Genomic DNA, 19,369 nt, shown 5'->3' with positions numbered 1-19,369 from the left:
TCACGGTGCCGGGGTAGGTTGAGGCACGTGGCCTACTCCATCGCTCGAGGTTCGCTAGCCCTGTCCCGGTCCGTGCTCGACCGCGCCGCCGATCGCAGGCGTGACGATGAGTGGCTGGACAAGGCGTGGGCGGCGCCGGACACCCAGGTGGCCTTGGTGGCCGGCGACAAGTTGCTGGTGACCGCTGACCGCGCCGCACTGCGGTTGCTGCCCCCATCCGAGGCGCCGGACGGCATCCGCGTCTTCCTGGGCATCGACCGCGAGTCCGGTGCGGGCCAGACCGCGGACGGTCGTGCTGTCTTCGCCGTACTCGCGGGCACCGAGGCGGACGAGTCGTATGCCGGACTCCGCGAGATGGGCGCCGTGCTGAGCGACCGGGAGGCCGGTATCGCGGTCAACGTGATCGGTCTGTCCAACTGGCACGCCGTCCACACGCACTGTGCGAACTGTGGCGCGCACACCGAGGTCATCGACGCAGGACATGTCCGGCAGTGCCCGGTGTGCGGGCTGTCGCACTTCCCGCGCAGCGATCCAGCGATCATCGTGCTCGTCACCGACGACCAGGACCGCGCTCTGCTCGGCCGCAACGAGGCCTGGCCGGAGGGCCGCTACTCGACGCTGGCCGGCTTCGTCGAGCCCGGTGAGTCTCTGGAGGCCGCCGTACGGCGTGAGGTCCTGGAGGAGACCGGTGTGGTCGTGGGACCGGAGATCGAGTACGCCGGCAGTCAGCCGTGGCCGCTGCCGTCCAGCCTGATGCTCGGCTTCTTCGCCAAGGCGTCGAACTTCGACATCGAGGTGGACGCCGACGAGATCGCCGAGGCCAGGTGGTTCACCCGGGAGGACCTTCGTGCGCTGGTCGAAGCCGGCACGATGGCCCTCCCCGGCAACATCTCCATCTCCCGCCGCCTGATCGAGGGCTGGTACGGCGAGGAGCTCACCGGAAGCTGGTGATCACTTGCCGACGTCCGACCTCGCCGCGGCAACGCGGATCAGGATTCCCTCCCAGCTTTCCACTGTGCCGTCGTCCTCGAGTTCTCTGACCCTCTTGTTGACCGCGCTGACGTAGGCGGCGTGGCTGGGCCAGTCCGACTTCGCATCCGGCAGTTCGTCGGTCAGCGTGCAGCCGTAGGTCAGGAAGCGGTTCACCACGTGGCTGTCGATGTTGCCGGTCCACACCGTCGACCGGATGTCCGACTGTGGGCACCCGTCGACCGGTGGGGTGTACGAGGCCAGGTTGGTCGGGCTCGTGTAGCCGTCCGGTCGCAGCAGCGTGTAGTACGTGCCGTCCGGCGTTTGGGTGAGCCGGTTGAGGCCGTGGTCGCGCAGGATGGTCGCTTCGCCGCTGAGGATGTCCAGGACGAACAGCCGTCCGCCGGTGACGCCGTACAGGTAGCCGTCCCGCCAGGACAGTGCTCCGTCGTTGGCGCCGGTGACTCCGCCGAACACCGGGATCTGGCGGACCACCTGGCCCGTGGACGGATCGACGACGAAGACGATGCCGTCGGCCAGGCCCCACAGGTTGCCGTCCGGTCCGGCGATCAGCTCGTTGATACTGGCCGCGCCGGACACCGGCACGATGTCGGACAGCACCTGACCGGTCGACGGGTCGACCTTGATCAGGTGGGCCTCTGAGGCCTTCGGCTCGGTGCCTTGGCCGCCCTCGATGCCGGAGCCGGCCCAAACGTCCGCACCGAGTGGCAGGACGGATGCGATCGTCTGATCGGGCACCAGGTTGCGGTACACCGTGAAGGCTCCGGTCGGTACGTCGAGCACGGTCAGGGCTCCGCCGTACTCGCCGTACGCCGGAGTGGTGCCGACGTACACGCGGTTGCCGGCCGGGACGACCGACACGGGGCGGTTCTGGTGGTGGCTGTCGACCAGGCTGAACAGTTCCTTCGGGTTGGTCGGACTGTCCGGAGCGGTCGGGTCCCAGAGGGACAGGCGGCCATAGGGGTAGATACCGACGTACATCTTGCCGGTGCCGTCCCAGCCCCAGCCCTCGACCTGACCCTGCCGCGTGGTGATGGTCGTCTTGCCCGTGGCCGGGTCGTAGATGCCGGTGGAGCCGTTCAGGTAGACGTTGACGAAGACCTTGCCCGTCACGGGGTCCGCGAGCTCGTGCATCAGTGGGGACGGCGCGTACTGGAACGGCGAGCTCCACTGCGCGAGGGTGCCGTCCTGAGGGTTGTAGCGGAACGTTCCGCCGGAGTAGTTCCCGGCCAGTCCGTACAGCACGGGTACGCCGTTCTCCGTCACCCAGCCGTAGCCGATCGAGGCGCCACGCGTGAGTGTCCGCGGCGGTGAGACCGGACCGACGGTGTTGGTGTCGAGATCGTAGTGAGTGAGGGCCAGCGTGTTGTTGGTGAAGTACACGCCACCCGGACCGGCCGCGGAGACGCCACGGGCGGCGATCGGGTAGTCCATCACCTGGGTGCCGGTTGCGGAGTCGGTGAACTTGACCTGCTCACCGGTGACCGCGTCGACCACGACCAGGCGGCTACTGGCGTTCGCGAACACCCGTCCGCCCGCGTAGTCGAGGTCGATGAAGTCCTTGGCCGTCGTGCCCGGGGGAGTGATGTCCTCGACCGCCTTGGTGTCCACGTCGATCCGCAAGAGCCGCGCATTCGGAGTGGAGACGCCGACGAAGAGCTTGTGGTGGTCCGGGTCGTAGACCGTCGACCGCGCGTACTGCTGCACCGGGTCGAGTGAGCCGTAGTCGGTGACCTGACCGTTCGACGGGTCGTACTTGAAGGCGTGCGCGGTCGGATAGGTCCCGGCGTACACGTTGCCGTCCTGGTCGGCGGTGAGGCCGTAGATCTGGGACTCACCCGGGATCGGCTGACCCAGGTCGGTCACCGTGCCGGTGTCAGGGCTGTAGCGGTAGAGGTGCGCGTTCGGGTAGGTGCCGGCGTACACACTGCCGTCCGGCGCCACCACGATCGCCCACCCGCCCGCGGCGCCCGGGAGCGGCGTGGCGCTGATCAGCTGGCGGGTGTGCAGGTCCACAACGTTGAGACGTGCGTTCTCACCGGCGGGTACGGCGTACACGACGTCGCGTCCGTCCGGAAGCTTGCCGATCGCGCCCTCCATGACGGTGAGCGAGCTGACCGGCGAACCGAGGTCGCGGATGACGTCGTCCGCCGGGCCGAACGGGGTGGTCGGCGGCTGGATCGGTCCGTTCTCCGAGGGGAACGGAAAGGGCAGCCCTGGTCTGACCGGATCAGGCGGCCCGGCGGTCGCGGCCAGGCCGCCGCCGGCCAGCAGGCCCAGCGTGACGGCCAGGGTCGCGACGGCGCGAGACAAGGCAGAGCGAACATGACGGCGCGGAATCATGGGCGGGCTCCCTGCGACGTTGGTCCCAGGAAGGTATAACGGTCATGACCGTAATGTCCATAACTCAGGCGATATGACCCGCCCGCGTTCCGGAAAGATCAGGCGACGAGCTTCTCGGCGACCTGCGCGAGCGACGGGTTGGTCATCGCGGTGCCGTCCGGGAACACGACGGTCGGCACGGTCTGGTTGCCGTTGTTGATCTTCTCGACCAGCTGCGCCGCCTCCGGCTGCTGCTCGATGTCGACCTCGGTGAACTCGATGCCGGCTCGCTTCAGCTGGCCCTTCAGGCGGTGGCAGTAACCGCACCAGGGCGTCGAGTACATCGTGAAGGCCGACATCGGCTGACTCCTATGGAGTGGGAGGGGATTCTGTCCGGCGGCCCGTCTAGGGTTGCCTTCGACGTATCCGAACCCTGCCGCAGGTGGTGCTGTTCCCCGATGTCCCCGTCCGTGAGCGATCTCACACAGCCCGCATCCGCGGACGCCCTGCTCGAGGCGCTCGATCCGGAGCAGCGGGCGGTCGCGACGACCCTGCACGGACCGGTCGTGGTGATGGCCGGCGCGGGCACCGGGAAGACCCGGGCGATCACCCACCGGATCGCGTACGGCGTCCGGACCGGGACCTTCGACCCGCTGCGCGTGCTCGCGGTGACCTTCACCCAGCGGGCGGCGGGGGAGATGCGCGGGCGGCTCGCGCAGCTGGGGGTCGAGGGCGTGCAGGCGCGCACCTTCCACTCCGCGGCGCTCCGGCAGGCGCGATGGTTCTGGCCCAAGGTGTACGGCGGGGAGCTGCCGCCGATCGTGGACCGCAAGTTCCCACTGCTGACCGAGGCGGCGTCGCGCTGCCGGGTCCGGGTGGACACTCCCGCACTGCGCGACCTGGCCGGCGAGGTCGAGTGGGCCAAGGTGAGCAACGTCCGGCCGGACGACTACGCGAAGGTCGCCCCTCGCTCGGGCCGGACCCTCGCCGCGTTCGACCCGGCCACGATCGCGCGGATCTTCGCGGCGTACGAGGACGTGAAGCTGGAGCGTGGGCGGATCGACCTGGAGGATGTGCTGCTGTGTGCGACCGCGCTGCTCGCGGAGGATGAGCGCGTCGCGGCCGAGATCCGGCGGCAGTACCGGACCTTCGTCGTGGACGAGTACCAGGACGTTTCGCCGCTGCAGCAGAGTCTGCTCGACCTGTGGCTCGGCGGTCGTGAGGACGTCTGCGTGGTCGGCGACCCGGCGCAGACTATCTACTCCTGGGCCGGCGCCGAGCCGGAGAACCTGGTGCGCTTCGCGTCCCGGCACCCGTCGGCGGCGGTGATCAAGCTGGTCCGGGACTACCGATCGACGCCGCAGATCGTCGACGTCGCGAACAAGATCCTTGATGCGGCCGGCCCGGCCGGGCTGCCCGGCCGGGTGACGCTGCGGTCGCAGCGTGACCCCGGTCCGGCGCCGGTCTACCGCGAGTACTCCGATGAGGTCGCGGAGGCGGATGCGGTGGGGCGGGCGGTCGCGAGGCTCCGTGACGAGGGCGTCGCGCTGCGGGACATCGCCGTACTGTTCCGGACCAACGCACAGTCGGAGAACTTCGAGCAGGCGCTGGCGGAGCGGAAGATCCCGACCGTGCTGAAGGGGGCGGAGCGGTTCTTCGAGCGGGCCGAGATCCGGCAGGCCGCCGTACTGCTGCGGGGTCAGGCGAAGGCCGGCGACGTGTCGGACGACCTGGTCGAGGTGGTCCGGGGCGTGCTGGGTGGGGCCGGGTGGACGCCGGAGCCGCCGACCGGGACGGGTGCGGTCCGGGACCGGTGGGAGTCGCTGATGGCGCTGGTGACGATGACGTCCGACTTCGCGGCCGCGCAGCCCGAGGCTCGGTTGCCGGAGCTGATGGCCGAGCTGGACCGGCGGGCGTCGATCCAGCACGCGCCGCTGGCCGAGGGAGTGACGCTGGCGACACTGCACGCGGCCAAGGGGCTGGAGTGGGACTGCGTGTTCATCGTCGGCGCCCACGAGGGGACGTTGCCGATCGCCTATGCCCAGACACCGGCGCAGGTCGAGGAGGAGCGGCGGCTGTTCTACGTCGGTGTCACGCGGGCCAAGCAGCAGCTTTTCGTCAGCTGGTCGACGTCGCGTTCGCCCGGCGGGCGCGGTCAGCGCGGCCCGACCCGCTTCCTCGACCCGATCGGCGTCCGCACGGCGCGCACCGAGTGGAGCCCGTCTGTGGGCTACGAGCGTCCGTCCGCGGAGTCACGGTCCGCCGCCCGCAGTGGTCGTCCCATCCCCAAGTGCCGGGTGTGCGGCCGCGGCCTGCTCGACCCCGGCGCCCGCAAGCTCGGCCGCTGCGAGGACTGCCCCTCGAACATCGACCAGAAGCTGTACGACGCCCTGCTCGCCTGGCGCACCGAACAGGCGGAGACCGAGCGCATGCCCGCCTTCGTCATCCTCACCGACGCCACCCTGACCGCCATCGCCGAGACCCGCCCGACCGACGAACAGTCCCTCCGCAAGATCCCCGGCATCGGCCACACCAAGCTGACCAAGTACGGCGAGCACATCCTCAACCTCTGCACCCGCTAGTTACCCGCAGGTCGGGCGGCCGCGCCTGCACTTCGGGCAATCTGGTGGAAATCTGTTGCCAGGCACGGGTTGTGAGGCGCATCCTGAAGGACGTGCCGCGTTCTGCTGACGGCAGACGTGGCAATTAGGTGACAGAGGCAACGATCCCGGAGCGTGCGGATGGCGTCCCGGAGCGTGCCGGAAGCCTGTCCTGGCAGCCAGATCCGGTCGTCGGGGCGGCAACTTCCGGCCAAGTTCGCGAACTGGCGATAAATAGTTTGCGGGCTCCGACTCCGGCGGCGTACTGTTCTTTCTGCGGTCGAAGCCTGGCCGAAAACTTCAAACAACCATAGCGATCGAGCTAACCGCCCGCTTCGCCACAACGAGAGGAGGTGCCCTGGATGAACATCAACACGGTCAAGAAGCCGTTCAGCGACATGGCCGCGCTGCCGTGCGCCCCGATTCAGGGTGCCTCGCCGCGTCTGCACGTCGCGACCGTTGTGCTCATGGCCTCTGGCGCCACCCCGTTCCGGGGCGGAGCTGTCGGCGATGTGAAGTACGGCGGTTCGGGTTCTCGAGCATGGAGTCCACCGGTCTGACATGACGTCAGCCGGCACCTCCAAGGCCGCGGAACCCGAAAAGGGTCCCGCGGCCCTTTTGTTTGTCAACACAGTTTTGGTGGCCGTCAACCGGCGGTCATCACGGACGACAAGAGATCAGCACAAAAGTCACTGGGAGGTGACCGGAATGAGCGTGAGCTTCCTCGATGTCTTCACCGAGGTGGCAACGTCGCAGGACCTGCCCTGTCGGTCCTACGCGCCAGAACTCTTCTTCGCCGAATCGCCGGCGGATGTCGAGTACGCGAAGTCTCTCTGCACGACCTGCCCGCTGAAGGCCGAGTGCCTGGCCGGAGCGCTCGAGCGTTCCGAGCCGTGGGGAGTGTGGGGTGGCGAGCTGTTCGTCCAGGGTGTGGTGGTTCCGCGCAAGCGGCCACGTGGACGCCCTCGCAAGAGCGACACCGTAACCGCGGCCTGAACGAAACCAATCCGAATCGAGACTCCGAACCATGACCAACCAGACGTCGCACAGGAGAATTCAGATGCATTTACTTCACGAAGATCTCGCCCGTGCTCATTGTCGTTCTACCTTGCACGACGCCGAGCAGAACCGGCGCTTCCGCCTCGCTCACCAGATCGAGAAGGCGCAGAAGCAGGCCGAGCGGGCCAGCCGGCGAGCTGAGAGGGCCAGCGCACGCGCGCGCCTCGCACTCGCCCGCCTCGTCTGATCCACCCGTAACACACAGCCCGCCGGGCGGTCCGAAAGGGAGGACCGCCCCGGCAGGCACCACAGCCTGACCAGCTGAATCACCGAGGGGCGGCATCCACCCGGATGCCGCCCCTCGCCCATGCTGGAACCGGACGTCCAGCACTCATCAATCGCACCCGACCGCCATCCCCCACGCTCAGGCGAGACCCCGCGACGGCGGTTGTGTAGTGCCACCGGTCCGCGGCCGGCCCAGCCCCCGATCCCGTCGCCTGCCCCGGCCCCAGTCCCAGCGCCTGCCCCGGCCCCAGTCCCAGTGCCCTGCCACGGGCTAACCCCGCGGCCCCGACCCCGCGGCCCCCGACCCGTCGGCCCCAACCCCCGCGCCCCGGCCCCGGCGCCCCGCGGTCGCTCCGGCACCGGCACCGAGTCGCGCGCCCCGGCCGGTCGCCCGAGGGCCGTTTGAGGGGAGATCCCCCCAAATGGCCCCTTCTCGGCCTGGATACGGGGGGAGAAGGGGCAACCTCGGGGGAGAACCCCTCAAACGGCGCTGGGTGGGGGCGGCTGGGTGAGGAGGGTTTGCTGGAGGCCGAGGAGGGTGATGCCGCTGAGGACCTCGTGGCGGGCGATCATCCTGGATACCTCGGCCAGTGGGACCCACTCGATCCGGTCGGACTCGTTCCGTTCCGTCGGCGGACCGGCGTACGACGCGGACGTCGCCCGGAACACGTAGTGCGTCGAGTCGATGATCCCGGCGCCCGGCTGGGAGCGGATCAGCTCGGTCAGCGGGCCGGACCGCCAGCCGGTCTCCTCCTCGAGTTCGCGGGCGGCGGCCTCGGCGGGTGCCTCGCAGGACTCGACGATGCCCATCGGGAGCTCCCACGCCCAGGTGTCGGTCAGGAACCGGTGCCGCCACATCAGCAACACCCGATCCTCGGCGTCGGTGACCACGACCGCCGCCACGTCACTCAGCCGGATCGCGTGGTAGTCGACGCGGTGCCCATCGGGTTGCTCGACGTCCAGCCGCCGTACGCTGAGCCACGGACTGGCCCAGACTTCCTGCTCTCCGTGGATCAGCCAGCGCACACCGTGCAGACTACTACCCATGGTTAGAGCTACCTGCGCGTTGTGTGGTCAGCAGGCGGAGTCGGAGGACGTGCCGCTGACCTGGGTGACCTCGATGGAGGACGGCCGCAAGCTGCTGTACTGCGACCGGTGTGCCCGGGAGAACGTCCGCAGCATCGAGGGGAAGCTCGACTCCGTCTACTGGTGAGAAAGTTCTGAATCGGGCTGTCGATTCCGGGGTGATCCGCCCGACGCAGGAGTACGCCGTCATTTCGTGACGGCCCTCCCGTGGAAGGAATCGGATATGACTCTCACCACCGACGGCGAGACCGTGGTGACCGGCCGGCGGCAGTGGATCGCACTGGGCGTTCTCTGCCTCGCCACGCTGCTGGTGTCGCTGGATCTGTTCGTGATGCTGCTGGCCGTGCCGGCGGTGACCGAGGCGCTCGGGGCGTCCAGCAGTCAGCAGCTGTGGATCCTGGACGTGTACGGGTTCATGGTGGCCGGTCTGATGATCACCATGGGCAATCTGGGCGACCGGATCGGCCGCCGCCGGCTGCTGCTGACCGCCGCTGCCGTCTTCGGTGTCGCCTCGATCGTCGCGGCGTACTCGGTCAGTCCCGGCATGCTGATCGGCGCCCGGGCGGTGCTGGGTATCGCCGGCGCCGCGATCGCGCCGTGCACGCTGTCGCTGATCTCGACGCTGTTCCCGAACACACGTCAGCGGGCGACCGCGCTGGGCATCTGGGCCGGATGCTTCACCATCGGCGCCGTGGTCGGTCCGATCGTCGGTGGCGTTCTGCTCGAGCACTTCTGGTGGGGCTCGGCTTTCCTGATCGGCGTACCGGCGATGGTCGTGCTGCTGGTGGTCGGTCCGATCCTGCTGCCGGAGTACCGGAACGAACAGGCCGGGCGGATCGACGTACCGAGTGTGGTGCTGTCGCTGGCCGCGATCCTGCCGGCGATCCACGGCCTGAAGCACCTGGCCGCGCACGGCGTCGGCGCCGAGTCCGTCGCCGCCCTGGTGATCGGCGGAGTCTTCGGCTGGATCTTCGTACGGCGTCAGCGTCGCCTGGCCGACCCGTTGGTCGACGTACGGCTGTTCACCCGGCTCACCTTCAGCGTGTCGCTCGGCAGCATGATGACGTACTCGATGCTGTCCGGCGGCGTGATGGTGTTCGTCGCGCAGTACTTCCAGCTGGTGCAGGGCATGACCCCGCTGACCGCCGGGATCGCGCTGGTCCCGGGCATGCTCACGTCCACCCTCGCCTTCCAGCTGGCGCCGCGGCTGGCCCAGCGGATCCGGCCGGGCGTGCTGATCCCGGCCGGCATCGCGTTCACGATCGTCGGGATGGCCGTGATGACGCAGGCGACCTCGACAACCGTCCTGGTGATCGCGTTCGCGGTCGAGGCCGTCGGTGCCGCGCCGCTGGTCACGCTGGGGACGAACCTGGTCATCGGCTCGGTCCCGCCGGAGAAGGCCGGGTCCGCCGGAGCGCTGACCCAGACCAGCAACGAGTTCGGCTACGCACTGGGCATTGCTATCCTCGGCAGCGTGGTCACCGCGGCGTACCGCAGCCAGATGGGCGGCCGCGGCGGCAACTCCCTGGGCGAGGCGATCACCCAGGGCGTCCCGAACGACGTCCTCGCCGACGCCCACGACGCCTTCACCACCGGCTTCCACCTGGCCGCCGGCATCACCGCCCTGGCCCTGACCGCCATCGCCGTCCTGCTGGCCGTCACCCTCCGCTCGGTGCCGCCGCTCAGTCGGTGAAGCCGGGCAGGAACTCCTCCAGGACGGCCCGGAACGGCGCTTCGGCCTCGAGCTGCGAGAGTACGGCGATGCCGCCGATCCAGACGCGGTGGATCAGCAGGTACGACGGCGGCAGGTTGATCTTGAGCGCCATCGACGCGCTCGGGGACCGGAAGTCACCGGTCCGGTTCGCCTGGGCACGCATCCAGGCCCGGCTGAACTGGAACTTCTCGGCCCGGGCCGGCTCGGCGAACGGCGAGAGGTAATCCATCAGCTGGTCAGGGTCGATCTCCATCCGCGGCTTGATGAAGCCCTCCTCGCGCAGCCCGGCCAGGACGGCCGCGGCGTCGCCTTCCAGCGAGATCCGCAGCAACCGCCCGATGGCCGGCGGCAATCCCTCCGGCAGCCGCGCGCACAGGCCGAAGTCGACCACGCCGAGCCGGCCGTCGGGCATCACCCGGAAGTTTCCCGGATGCGGGTCCGAGTGCAGCAGACCGGCGTACTTCGGTCCGCTGAACATGAACCGGACGTACTTCAGCCCGATCTCGTCGCGCTCCTGCTGGGTGCCGTCGGTGATGATCGACGACAGCGGCCGGCCCTCGATCCACTCGGACACGATGACGCTGGGGGAGTGCTTGATGACGCGTGGCACCACGAACTCGTCGTGATCCTTGAAGGCGTCGGCGTACTGCTGCTGCGCCTGGGCCTCGCGATCGTAGTCGAGCTCCTCGCCGATCCGCTCCTGCAGCTCGGTGACCAGCGGCTTCATGTCCAGGCCGGGGACGAACGTCCCGAAGGTCCGGGCGAACCGGCCGAGCTGGCGCAGGTCCGCGCGCAGGGCGTCGGCGGCGCCCGGGTACTGCAGCTTGATCGCGACCTCGCGGCCATCGGTGAGGATGCCGCGGTGCACCTGGCCGATCGACGCGGCCGCCGCGGGCACGTCGTCGAACTCTTCGAACCGGTCCCGCCAGCGCTTGCCCAGCTCGCGCGACAGGATCGTGTGCACGGTCGAGGCCGGCATCGGCGGGGCGGAGTCCTGCAGCTTGGTCAGGGCGGCCCGGTACGGCGCCGCCAGTTCCTCCGGCATCGCCGACTCCATCAGGCTGAGCATCTGCCCGAACTTCATCGCGCCGCCCTTGAGCTCGCCGAGGACGGCGAACAGCTGGTCGGCCGTGCGGCGCTGGAACTCGGCCAGTACGGTCTCGGCCGGCGTCCCACCGATCCGCTTGCCCAGGCCGAGCGTCGCCCGCCCGGCGGCACCGAGCGGCAGGCTGGCAAGTTTGGCGGTCCGGCTCAGCGCCTTACGAGGGAGATCCGACACGCACCCATTCTGTCCGGTCACCCAAGCCGGACGACGGAGGGGCGGTGTCCGACACCTTCTGCGTGTCGGACCCCGCCCCTACGACTTGGTGCGTCAGGCCTTGCCGAGGATTCGGTTCAGGTTCGTACCGCACTCGGGGCACTTGGCCTTGGCCATGCGCGTGCCCTTGTCGTTGACCTTGACCTCGCCGTCGGCGGTGCGCTTGGCCTTGCACTTGACGCAGTAGAACTCGCCGCTCCAGGTCTCTGCCATGAGGGCCCTCTCCTTGCTTCTGTACCAGCCCGGGGTTCCCACCCCGGGCAGTCGTGGATGCTAACGGCAGACCGTCCTGCCGTAGGCCGTTCGGCCCAATCGGGATTCACCCTACGGCAGCCTGGCGCAGGCTCAAGCGCACCTCCCGGCCCGCGCGCCGCTCAACGCCGCCTGGGAAAGCCCTTTCTGAGAGCTTCTCCCAAAAGGAACAAGCTCCCGGTGATCCGCCTCCGGAACCGCTCGGCTTCCCCTCCGAGCGGCCCCGGAAGCGGTCCGGGAGCCTGTTGCACCTGACGCTAAGAGGCGGGCGTGGCGCTGGCAAGGCCGCGTTGTCCACGCCTGTGGATAACCCTGTGCGCAACCTGTGGGGCGCGCCGCGCGGCACTGTGGACGGGCGGGGGAACAGGATGTGAACAACCGGAATCGGTGACCCCAAAATCTGGCGTCTGACCTGCGGAAACGCGGATTCACAGGATGTGGACGGAAGAAAGTTGTCAGATTCTCAGGGTACTTTTTGACCCATGGCCGATTCTCCACCGCGACCGATCCCGCCGTTCGTGGACATCCGCCGCAGCAAGCGGCGCAAGCGGACCGTCAGCGCCTACCGGGACGGCGAGCGCGTGGTCGTGCTGATGCCCGACCGGCTGTCCGCCGCAGAGGAGGCGCGCTGGGTCGAGACCATGCTGGCGCGGCTGGACAAGCAGCGCAGCCGATCCCGCGTGTCGGACGAAAAATTGTTGGCCAGAGCACACGAACTCGCGTGTCGGCATCTCCCCGAAGTGCCCGAACCTGCGTCAGTCAGGTGGGTTTCGAACCAAAACAGACGGTGGGGATCCTGCACTCCGGCGGACCGATCCATCCGTTTGAGCACCCGTTTGCAGTCGATGCCCGCCTGGGTGGTCGACTACGTGCTCATCCACGAGCTCGCCCATCTGGTCGAGCCGGCCCACAACGCCGCCTTCTGGGCCCTGGTCCACCGCTACCCCAAAGCCGAGCGTGCCGAGGGCTATCTCGAAGGCATATCCGCCGCCTCGTCCCTCAACCTCGACGACTTCTGACCCACCCCGATCCACCCCCCTCACCCCCGCCGCCGCGGGGACTTTGAGCACCGGCCAACCCTTTGCGCGGCGCCGAAACGGTCGATGGGTGCCCAAAGTGCGGGCGGGCGGTGGGGGGACGTACGGCGTACGAGAAAGGGTGGGGTGGGGTTAGCCCCAGGGTGGACTGGGTGGCTTCCTGCATGGTCGCCGCCTGCTCCCGCCAGCCAGGCTGTGATCCATAGCCAGCGCCGCGCCAGGTGCGCTGGGTGGGGCGCCTGAGGGGGCGCAGAGGGGCAGGGAAGGTATGGCCAGGGGACAGATCACGGTGCGGGCGGCGCGCTGGAGCGCCACCCATCCGTGGCGGGCGATCGCGATGTGGGTGGCGGTCGTGATCGCCTGTTTCGCACTCGGCTCGGTGACCGGGACCAAGCAGTCCGAGAACGAGGGCGACATCGGCGAGGTGACCCGGGCCGACAACATCGTCAAGTCCGGCAACTTCGCCGACCCGGACGTGGAGAGCGTGCTGATCACGGCTCCGTCCGGGACGCTCGACCAGAAGGCGGCCGACCAGGCGGCCGGCGTGGTGATCCAGAAGATGCGCGCCCTCGGTGGGGTCGCGGAGGTCGCCCAGCCGATCGCGTCGGCGACGAAGGACGCGGTGATCGTCAGGGTCACCCTGAAGGACGGCGAGGGCGACAACCGTGTGCAGCCGCTGCTCGACACCACAGCACAGCTTCAGCAGCAGTACCCGAATCTCCGGATCGAGGAGGTCGGAGGACTGTCGATCGACAAGGCCCTCAACGAGACCCTCGGCAAGGACTTCAAGCGGGCGGAGATGTTCAGCCTGCCGGTGACGCTCGCGATCCTCCTGATCGCGTTCGGCGCGCTGATCGCTGCCTCGGTGCCGTTGGTACTGGCGCTGTCCGCAGTCGCAGCCGCGATCGGCTTGTCCGCGGCGGCGTCGCAGCTCATCCCCGCGGTCGACGCGGTGAACAGCGTGATCCTGCTGATCGGTATGGCGGTCGGCGTCGACTACTCACTCTTCTACCTGCGCCGTGAACGCGAGGAACGCGCGAAGGGTCGCGGTCACGTCGACGCGGTCGAGATCGCCGCCGCCACCTCCGGCCACGCGGTCGTCGTCTCCGGTACGGCGGTGATCGTCTCGATGGCCGGGTTGTTCCTGGCTCGGGACGCGGTGTTCTCGTCCTTCGCGGTCGGCTCGATCCTGGTCGTCGCGGTGGCCGTCGCCGGTTCGCTGACCGTGCTCCCCGCCGTACTCGCGAAGCTGGGTCGCTGGGTGGACCGTCCGCGGATCCCGCTGGTGTGGCGACTGACTGCGAACAAGGGCAAGCCGCGCTTCTGGCCGACCGTGCTGAGGCCGGCCCTGAAGCACCCGGTCGCCACGCTGCTGGTCTCCGTCACCGCACTGCTGGCCGTCGCGTCGCCGGCGCTGGGGATGACGCTGAAGTTCCCGGGCACCGAGGATCTGCCGCGGACCACGTCGGTGATGAAGGCGTACGACCGGCTGACCGCGGCCTTCCCGAGCACGGGCACCAGCCACGAGGTCGCCGTCCGCGCACCGGCCAACCAGGCGCCGGCGGTCAAGGCCGCTCTCGCCGAGCTGGTGCAGCGCACGCAGCAGGACAAGCTCTTCGCGCAGGACGGTCTCGAGGAGCCGCGGTTCTCCAAGGACGGCACCGTCACGACCCTCGAGGTCGCCACGCCGTACGCGGGTGGCAGCCAGGAAGCGCGTGACTCGCTGACCAAGCTGCGCAAGGAGCTGATGCCGGAGACGGTCGGCAAGGTGCCGGGAGTCGAGTACGCCGTCGGTGGGTTCGTGGCCGCGGACGTCGACTATGCGGCCCACACGCGGGCCAAGTTGCCGCTGGTGATCGGGTTCGTGCTGCTGCTGACGATGATCGTGATGATGGTGACGTTCCGGTCCGTGGTGGTCGCGATCACCGCGATCGGGCTGAACCTGCTGAGCGCGGGAGCGGCGTACGGCGTCGTCACCGCGGTGTTCCAGAACACCTGGGCCGAAGGGCTGCTGCACTTCCGGTCGAACGGGGCCGTGGTGAGTTGGTTGCCGCTGTTCCTCTTCGTGGTGCTGTTCGGGCTGTCGATGGACTACCACGTGTTCGTGGTCAGCCGGATCCGCGAGGCGGTGCTGCGCGGTGTACCGACCAAGCAGGCAGTCGCCGAGGGCATCACCGGCTCGGCCGGCGTGGTCACCAGCGCGGCGGCCGTGATGATCGGGGTGTTCGCGGTCTTCGCGACGCTGAGCACGCTGGACATGAAGCAACTCGGCGTCGGCCTGGCGGTCGCGATCCTGATCGACGCGACGATCATCCGTGCGGTCGTCCTCCCGAGCGTGATGACCCTGCTCGGCGACGCCAACTGGTGGGCCCCGAAGTGGCTCCGTGGCAAGCCCGGCAAGCACGCGATCCAGCCGCCGGCCCCGGAGGAGGAGCGCGAGCTCACCCCGGTCGGCTGACGGTTCCTTCAGCGCCTCACCCGGTGAAAATCGGGTGAGGCGCTGCCGCCGCCGAGCAGCGCTATCTCAGCAAGTACATTCCGGGTGAGCGGCTGTACGTCGACCAGATCAGCCCGCGAGACCGTGCACAAGTGGTCGTGGGCAACGAGGACCCGGCCAGCCCCACGCTCACCTTCAACTAGCTTGCCGGGCGCGGTGGGCGGCGGCTTTGACGCGGCTTTGGCATTGGGGAGAGCAGAAGCGGCGTTGGCCGTTGCGGGAGACGTCGACGAAGACGCGGTCGCACTGCGGGGCCGCGCACACGCCTAGGCGGCCGGCGAGCCCGGTGCCCAGGGCGAGCGCGAGGCCGGCCGCGCAGCCGGCGGCCCAGCCGTTGACGAGTCCGTCGTCCGGGCCGTGGAAGTGCAGGCTCCAGCCGTCGTTCCGCCGGTCCAGCTGCGGTCGGGAGTTGGTGTCCACGAGCAGCGCGTTCACCTCGTCCGCCGCGCGATCGAGGTCGCCCGCATGCGCGGCTTCGAAGACGATGCGCATCCGCCCCGCGAGCACGGCCAACCGCCGCGCGTCGTCCGGCTCGACGGACGGCCGCGGGTAGCCGATGGCTGCCAAGGCGTCGGAGACGGCCTGCGCCTCGTCGGCCGGCGCAGGGTACGGCGTGCCACCGGAGTAGCCGGGCGTCAGCCGGTTCACGTACTCGACGGAGGCCGCCAGCACGTTACGGGCGTGACTATCAAAAGACACTTGACCGGTCATGGGTCCTCTCCGTAGGCTCTCGCGTGACCGATCATAGCCACTTAGACAGTCATGGGAGCCGGAGATGAGTGCGGTAGCGACCTTGACCTCGCCGTGGCGCGGGTTGTCTCCGGCGGTCTGGATCCTGGTCACGGCCCGCGCGGTGAACCGGATCGGCGCGTTCACGCTGCCGTTCCTCGGCGTCGTGCTGACCGTCGAGTTCGGCGCGTCGCTCAGCCAGACCGGCCTGATCCTGGCGCTCTTCGGCGCGGCCACGATCCCGTCCCGGTTGCTCGGCGGACACCTGGCCGACCGGCTCGGCCGTCGCCGTACGATCGTCCTCGGCCTGACCGGCTGCGCCGTCGCCCAGACCTGGATCGCGTTGAGTCACGCGCTCTGGTCCGCCGTCCTCGCGACCGTGCTGCTCGGCCTCGCTTTCGAGATCTACGAGCCGCCGAGTCAGGCGATGATCGCCGATGTGACCAGTCCGTCCGATCGGCCGGCGGCGTACGGGTTGTACAGCGCGGCGCTGGCCGCGGCCGGCGTCCTGGCCGGCCTGCTCGCCGCAGCGATCAGCCACGTCGACCTGCGCTGGCTCTTCGTCGCCGACGCCCTCACCTGCCTGGCCTGCGCCGTCCTCGTCGCACTCGCCCTTCCAGGTGACGTACGGCGGGAGACGGAAGAGGGCGTCGTCAGGTCCAAGGAAGTCTCGGTGTGGCGGGACCGGCGGCTGTTGCTTCTGCTTGCCAGCGGGACCGTGTTCGCGACCATCTATATGCAACTGGTGATCGGTGTGCCGCTGACGTTGCTCGAGCAGGGCCTGCCGAAGTCCGGCACGGGCTTCATCCTGGCGGTCTCCGCGGTCACCTTGATCGTCGCCCAGCGCCTGCTCCGGTTGCAGCAGCTCGACGACTTCCGGGCGATGACAGCGGGCTACGTCCTGCTCGGCGCGGGGCTCATCGTCACCGCTATCGCCCACAGCCTCGCGATCTTCCTGCTCGCCGCAGTGCTCTGGAGCTTGGGTGACCTCTTCCTCCTGACCCGCTACCTCACGCAGGCATCCGGCCTCGCACCCGAACACGCCCGCGGCCGCTACCTCGCCGTCTTCGGCCTGAGCTGGGGCATCGCGACCACCATCGCCCCACTGACCGTCACCCAACTCCTCGACGCAGCGGGCCCGAAGGGTCTATGGCTCACCAGCGCGGTGGTGGCCGCCGCGCTGGCTCTCGTCCAACCGTGGCTCAGGAAGCGACTGGCTCCAGCCTGACCGTCAGGCCCTTGGCGACGGGGGTATTGCTGCCCTTGGCGACGTCGTCGGCGGACATCAGGACATTGGTCTCCGGGTAGTACGCCGCCACACAGCCGCGCGCCGTCGGGTACGACACCAGCCGGAACCCGGAGGCCCGCCGCTCGACGCCCTGGAACTCGCTCACGATGTCGACGTACGCACCGTCCTTCAGCCCGAGCTCGGCCAGGTCGTCCGGATTCACGAAGACGACCTCGCGGGTGCCGTTGATGCCGCGGTAGCGGTCCTCGAGCCCGTAGATCGTGGTGTTGAACTGGTCGTGACTGCGCATCGTCTGCAGCAGCAGCCGGCCAGGGGCCGTCGGCAACCAACTGAGATCGTTCGCGGTGAACTGCGCCCGCGCGTCGGAGGTCCGGAACTCGCGCTTGTCCCGGGCGGCGTGTGCCAGCAGGAACCCGCCCTCGTTGGCCCGCAGCCGATCCTCGAAGTCCTCGTACCCGTCGGCCACCCGGCCGATCCGCTGCCGGATCAGGCTGTAGTCCTCGGCGAAGTCGGCCCACGGGATCTGCCCGATATCCGGTACGACGGTCCGCGCGAGCCCGCAGATGATGCCGATCTCCGACTTCAGCTCCGGACCCGGCGGCGTCAGATTGCCCGTGGACAAATGCACCGCGCCTTGCGAGTCCTCGACCGTCACCGACTGCGGTCCGGCCGCGGTGTGGTCGTGATCGGTCCGCCCGAGCGTCGGCAGGATCAACGCCTCGCGCCCGGTGATGGTGTGCGACCGGTTGAGCTTGGTCGAGACGTGCAGGGTCAGGTCGCACTCCCGCAGGCCCCGGTGCACGACCTCGGTGTCAGGTGTCGCGGAGGCGAAGTTGCCACCCATGGCGAAGAAGACCCGGACCGCACCGTCACGCAGCCGTTTCACCGTCTCGGCCGCGTCGATGCCATGCTCGCGGGGTGCGGTGAACGAGAACTCGGCGTCCAGCTTGTCCAGGAACGTGTCCGGCACCTTCTCCCAGATGCCCATGCTGCGGTCGCCCTGGACGTTCGAGTGGCCGCGCACCGGGCACGGGCCGGCGCCGGGTTTGCCGATGTTTCCCTGCAGGAGCAGCACGTTGACGATCTCGCTGATCGTCGCGACGGCCTCCCGGTGCTGGGTCAGGCCCATCGCCCAGCAGATCACCGTCGCCTTGGATTTGATGAACCGCTGGGTGAACTCCTCGATCTCCGCCCGGCGCAGCCCGGTCGCGAGCTCGACGGCAGCCCAGTCGAGCTCGGCGTTGTGCTTGGTGTAGACCTCGTAGCCGCTGGTGTGGCTCTCGATGAAGGACGTGTCGAGCACGGTCCCGGGGCTCGCCGCCTCGGCCTCGAGCAGAAGGTGGCCGACGGCAAGGAACAGCGCCTGGTCGCCGCCGATCCGGATCTGCAGGAGCTGGTCGGCCAGCGTCGTACCCTTGCCGACCCAGCCGCGCGGGCGCTGCGGGTTCTTGAAGTTCATCAGGCCGGGCTCGGGCAGCGGGTTCACCGAGACGATGTCGGCGCCGTTGCGCTTGGCGATCTCGAGGTGGCTGAGCATCCGGGGCGCGTTGGTGCCCGGGTTCTGGCCGACGACGACGATCAGCTCGGCCTCCTCCAGCATCTCCAGCGTGACGGCGCCCTTGCCGCTGCCGATCACCCGGGACAGCGCCGTACCGGACGACTCGTGGCACATGTTCGAGCAGTCGGGCAGGTTGTTGGTGCCGTAGGCCCGGACGAAGAGCTGGTAGAGGAAGGCGGCCTCGTTGCTGGTCCGGCCGGAGGTGTAGAAGACGGCGTCGTTCGGGTCGACGAGGGCCTTCAGGTGCCGCGCGACGACCTGGAACGCCTCTTCCCAGCCGACCGGCTCGTAGTGCGTCGCCCCCGCCCGCAGCAGCATCGGCTCGGTGATCCGGCCGAGCTTGCCGAGCTCGAACTCGGAGATCTCGTTCATGGCGTCGACGGAGTACTCGGCGAAGAAGGCGCGCGGCACCCGCTTGCGAGTTGCCTCCCAGGCCACCGCCTTGGCGCCGCTCTCGCAGAACTCGGCCGCGTGTTTGCGCTTGTGGTCGGGGTCCGGCCAGGCACAGGACGGGCAGTCGAAGCCGCCGTCCTGGTTCATCTTCAGGAAGACCTTGCCGGTCCGGGCCGGGCCCATCTCACGGAAACCGAACTTGAACGACGACAGCACGGCGGGGACGCCGGCGGCCTTCTTCTTCGGCTGTTCGATATCGACCATGTTTCAACAATAGGTCCAGCTATCGTCACGCGCTGCTTCGCTAGGCGAGGTTGTGGACAAGTGGCGCTCGGCACCA

17 protein-coding genes are annotated in these 19,369 nt (G+C 69.0%); 10 read left to right on the top strand and 7 right to left on the bottom strand.

The annotated features are described in order from the left end of the window. The first annotated feature begins 27 nt into the window (after positions 1 to 27). The gene (gene nudC / locus OG558_RS01480; protein ID WP_405068599.1) at positions 28 to 951 is read left to right on the top strand and encodes an NAD(+) diphosphatase; all 924 of its coding nucleotides are present in this window, start codon (positions 28 to 30) and stop codon (positions 949 to 951) included. On the opposite strand, the gene OG558_RS01475 is transcribed toward nudC, so the two are convergent. Together OG558_RS01475 and OG558_RS01470 are read right to left on the bottom strand one after the other, a co-directional pair. Next, positions 952 to 3,333: a hypothetical protein gene (locus OG558_RS01475; protein ID WP_405068598.1), complete on the bottom strand. Its 2,382-nt coding sequence runs from the start codon at positions 3,331 to 3,333 to the stop codon at positions 952 to 954. It lies immediately after the preceding gene. A gap of 98 nt (positions 3,334 to 3,431) precedes the next feature. After that, a complete protein-coding gene (locus OG558_RS01470; RefSeq protein WP_328518649.1) occupies positions 3,432 to 3,671 on the bottom strand; it encodes a mycoredoxin in 240 nt (79 codons plus the stop codon). A 99-nt stretch (positions 3,672 to 3,770) separates the two neighbouring features. Here OG558_RS01470 and OG558_RS01465 point away from each other — a divergent pair, with 99 nt between their 5' ends. The 4 genes from OG558_RS01465 (at position 3,771) to OG558_RS01450 (ending at position 7,158) form a co-directional block, all read left to right on the top strand. Beyond that, entirely contained in the window at positions 3,771 to 5,894 is a 2,124-nt protein-coding gene (locus OG558_RS01465) for an ATP-dependent DNA helicase UvrD2 (RefSeq protein WP_405068597.1), read from the top strand. 380 nt (positions 5,895 to 6,274) lie between these two features. Beyond that, positions 6,275 to 6,472, top strand: coding sequence for a hypothetical protein (locus OG558_RS01460; protein ID WP_328518651.1), 198 nt, complete (start codon positions 6,275 to 6,277; stop codon positions 6,470 to 6,472). 148 nt (positions 6,473 to 6,620) lie between these two features. Further along, the gene (locus OG558_RS01455; protein WP_131285495.1) at positions 6,621 to 6,908 is read left to right on the top strand and encodes a WhiB family transcriptional regulator; all 288 of its coding nucleotides are present in this window, start codon (positions 6,621 to 6,623) and stop codon (positions 6,906 to 6,908) included. Between the two features lie 31 nt (positions 6,909 to 6,939). Beyond that, positions 6,940 to 7,158: a hypothetical protein gene (locus OG558_RS01450; protein ID WP_328518652.1), complete on the top strand. Its 219-nt coding sequence runs from the start codon at positions 6,940 to 6,942 to the stop codon at positions 7,156 to 7,158. A gap of 518 nt (positions 7,159 to 7,676) precedes the next feature. On the opposite strand, the gene OG558_RS01445 is transcribed toward OG558_RS01450, so the two are convergent. After that, positions 7,677 to 8,243 (bottom strand): NUDIX domain-containing protein, encoded by a 567-nt coding sequence (locus OG558_RS01445; protein WP_405068596.1) that lies wholly within the window; start codon positions 8,241 to 8,243, stop codon positions 7,677 to 7,679. On the opposite strand from OG558_RS01445, the gene OG558_RS01440 reads away from it, so the two are divergent. Both OG558_RS01440 and OG558_RS01435 read left to right on the top strand, forming a co-directional pair. Continuing rightward, a complete protein-coding gene (locus OG558_RS01440; RefSeq protein WP_405068595.1) occupies positions 8,242 to 8,409 on the top strand; it encodes a hypothetical protein in 168 nt (55 codons plus the stop codon). The two genes, OG558_RS01445 and OG558_RS01440, sit on opposite strands and share 2 nt — an antisense overlap. 96 nt (positions 8,410 to 8,505) lie before the next feature. Beyond that, positions 8,506 to 9,975, top strand: a complete 1,470-nt coding sequence (locus tag OG558_RS01435; RefSeq protein ID WP_329480982.1) for an MFS transporter — start codon at positions 8,506 to 8,508, stop codon at positions 9,973 to 9,975. Here the strand turns inward: OG558_RS01435 and OG558_RS01430 are convergent. Together OG558_RS01430 and OG558_RS01425 are read right to left on the bottom strand one after the other, a co-directional pair. After that, positions 9,965 to 11,275: an ABC1 kinase family protein gene (locus OG558_RS01430; protein WP_405068594.1), complete on the bottom strand. Its 1,311-nt coding sequence runs from the start codon at positions 11,273 to 11,275 to the stop codon at positions 9,965 to 9,967. The two genes, OG558_RS01435 and OG558_RS01430, sit on opposite strands and share 11 nt — an antisense overlap. Before the next feature lie 93 nt (positions 11,276 to 11,368). Further along, positions 11,369 to 11,527 (bottom strand): DUF5679 domain-containing protein, encoded by a 159-nt coding sequence (locus tag OG558_RS01425; RefSeq protein WP_012922897.1) that lies wholly within the window; start codon positions 11,525 to 11,527, stop codon positions 11,369 to 11,371. A gap of 521 nt (positions 11,528 to 12,048) precedes the next feature. Between OG558_RS01425 and OG558_RS01420 the strand changes: the two genes are divergently transcribed. Both OG558_RS01420 and OG558_RS01415 read left to right on the top strand, forming a co-directional pair. Continuing rightward, positions 12,049 to 12,585, top strand: a complete 537-nt coding sequence (locus OG558_RS01420) for a YgjP-like metallopeptidase domain-containing protein (protein WP_329480978.1) — start codon at positions 12,049 to 12,051, stop codon at positions 12,583 to 12,585. Positions 12,586 to 12,871: 286 nt separating this feature from the next. Beyond that, the gene (locus OG558_RS01415; RefSeq protein ID WP_405068593.1) at positions 12,872 to 15,061 is read left to right on the top strand and encodes an MMPL family transporter; all 2,190 of its coding nucleotides are present in this window, start codon (positions 12,872 to 12,874) and stop codon (positions 15,059 to 15,061) included. A gap of 174 nt (positions 15,062 to 15,235) precedes the next feature. Here the strand turns inward: OG558_RS01415 and OG558_RS01410 are convergent, their stop codons facing one another. Next, entirely contained in the window at positions 15,236 to 15,772 is a 537-nt protein-coding gene (locus OG558_RS01410) for a CGNR zinc finger domain-containing protein (protein ID WP_405068592.1), read from the bottom strand. A 103-nt stretch (positions 15,773 to 15,875) separates the two neighbouring features. Between OG558_RS01410 and OG558_RS01405 the strand changes: the two genes are divergently transcribed. Next, positions 15,876 to 17,057, top strand: a complete 1,182-nt coding sequence (locus OG558_RS01405) for an MFS transporter (protein WP_405068591.1) — start codon at positions 15,876 to 15,878, stop codon at positions 17,055 to 17,057. Here the strand turns inward: OG558_RS01405 and OG558_RS01400 are convergent. Continuing rightward, on the bottom strand, positions 17,032 to 19,293 hold the full coding sequence (locus tag OG558_RS01400) for an FdhF/YdeP family oxidoreductase (protein ID WP_405068590.1): 2,262 nt from the start codon (positions 19,291 to 19,293) through the stop codon (positions 17,032 to 17,034). The genes OG558_RS01405 and OG558_RS01400 overlap by 26 nt on opposite strands. Positions 19,294 to 19,369 lie beyond the last annotated feature (76 nt).

The sequence above is a fragment of the Kribbella sp. NBC_01510 genome (genome assembly GCF_045040325.1).
GTDB lineage: Bacteria > Actinomycetota > Actinomycetes > Propionibacteriales > Kribbellaceae > Kribbella.
The sequence above is the reverse complement of the archived record's forward strand: the minus strand, read 5'-3'. Positions and strand labels throughout refer to the sequence as shown.

What these genes read in the sequence shown, in the direction of transcription:
- OG558_RS01470 (WP_328518649.1), bottom strand. Translation starts at nt 3,671, where the DNA reads ATGTCGGCCTTCACGATGTACTCGACGCCCTGGTGCGGTTACTGCCAC.
- OG558_RS01425 (WP_012922897.1), bottom strand. Translation starts at nt 11,527, where the DNA reads ATGGCAGAGACCTGGAGCGGCGAGTTCTACTGCGTCAAGTGCAAGGCC.
- OG558_RS01460 (WP_328518651.1), top strand. Translation starts at nt 6,275, where the DNA reads ATGAACATCAACACGGTCAAGAAGCCGTTCAGCGACATGGCCGCGCTG.
- OG558_RS01455 (WP_131285495.1), top strand. Translation starts at nt 6,621, where the DNA reads ATGAGCGTGAGCTTCCTCGATGTCTTCACCGAGGTGGCAACGTCGCAG.
- OG558_RS01435 (WP_329480982.1), top strand. Translation starts at nt 8,506, where the DNA reads ATGACTCTCACCACCGACGGCGAGACCGTGGTGACCGGCCGGCGGCAG.
- OG558_RS01445 (WP_405068596.1), bottom strand. Translation starts at nt 8,243, where the DNA reads ATGGGTAGTAGTCTGCACGGTGTGCGCTGGCTGATCCACGGAGAGCAG.
- OG558_RS01450 (WP_328518652.1), top strand. Translation starts at nt 6,940, where the DNA reads ATGACCAACCAGACGTCGCACAGGAGAATTCAGATGCATTTACTTCAC.
- OG558_RS01440 (WP_405068595.1), top strand. Translation starts at nt 8,242, where the DNA reads ATGGTTAGAGCTACCTGCGCGTTGTGTGGTCAGCAGGCGGAGTCGGAG.
- OG558_RS01420 (WP_329480978.1), top strand. Translation starts at nt 12,049, where the DNA reads ATGGCCGATTCTCCACCGCGACCGATCCCGCCGTTCGTGGACATCCGC.
- OG558_RS01405 (WP_405068591.1), top strand. Translation starts at nt 15,876, where the DNA reads ATGAGTGCGGTAGCGACCTTGACCTCGCCGTGGCGCGGGTTGTCTCCG.
- OG558_RS01475 (WP_405068598.1), bottom strand. Translation starts at nt 3,333, where the DNA reads ATGATTCCGCGCCGTCATGTTCGCTCTGCCTTGTCTCGCGCCGTCGCG.
- OG558_RS01415 (WP_405068593.1), top strand. Translation starts at nt 12,872, where the DNA reads ATGGCCAGGGGACAGATCACGGTGCGGGCGGCGCGCTGGAGCGCCACC.
- OG558_RS01400 (WP_405068590.1), bottom strand. Translation starts at nt 19,293, where the DNA reads ATGGTCGATATCGAACAGCCGAAGAAGAAGGCCGCCGGCGTCCCCGCC.
- OG558_RS01465 (WP_405068597.1), top strand. Translation starts at nt 3,771, where the DNA reads ATGTCCCCGTCCGTGAGCGATCTCACACAGCCCGCATCCGCGGACGCC.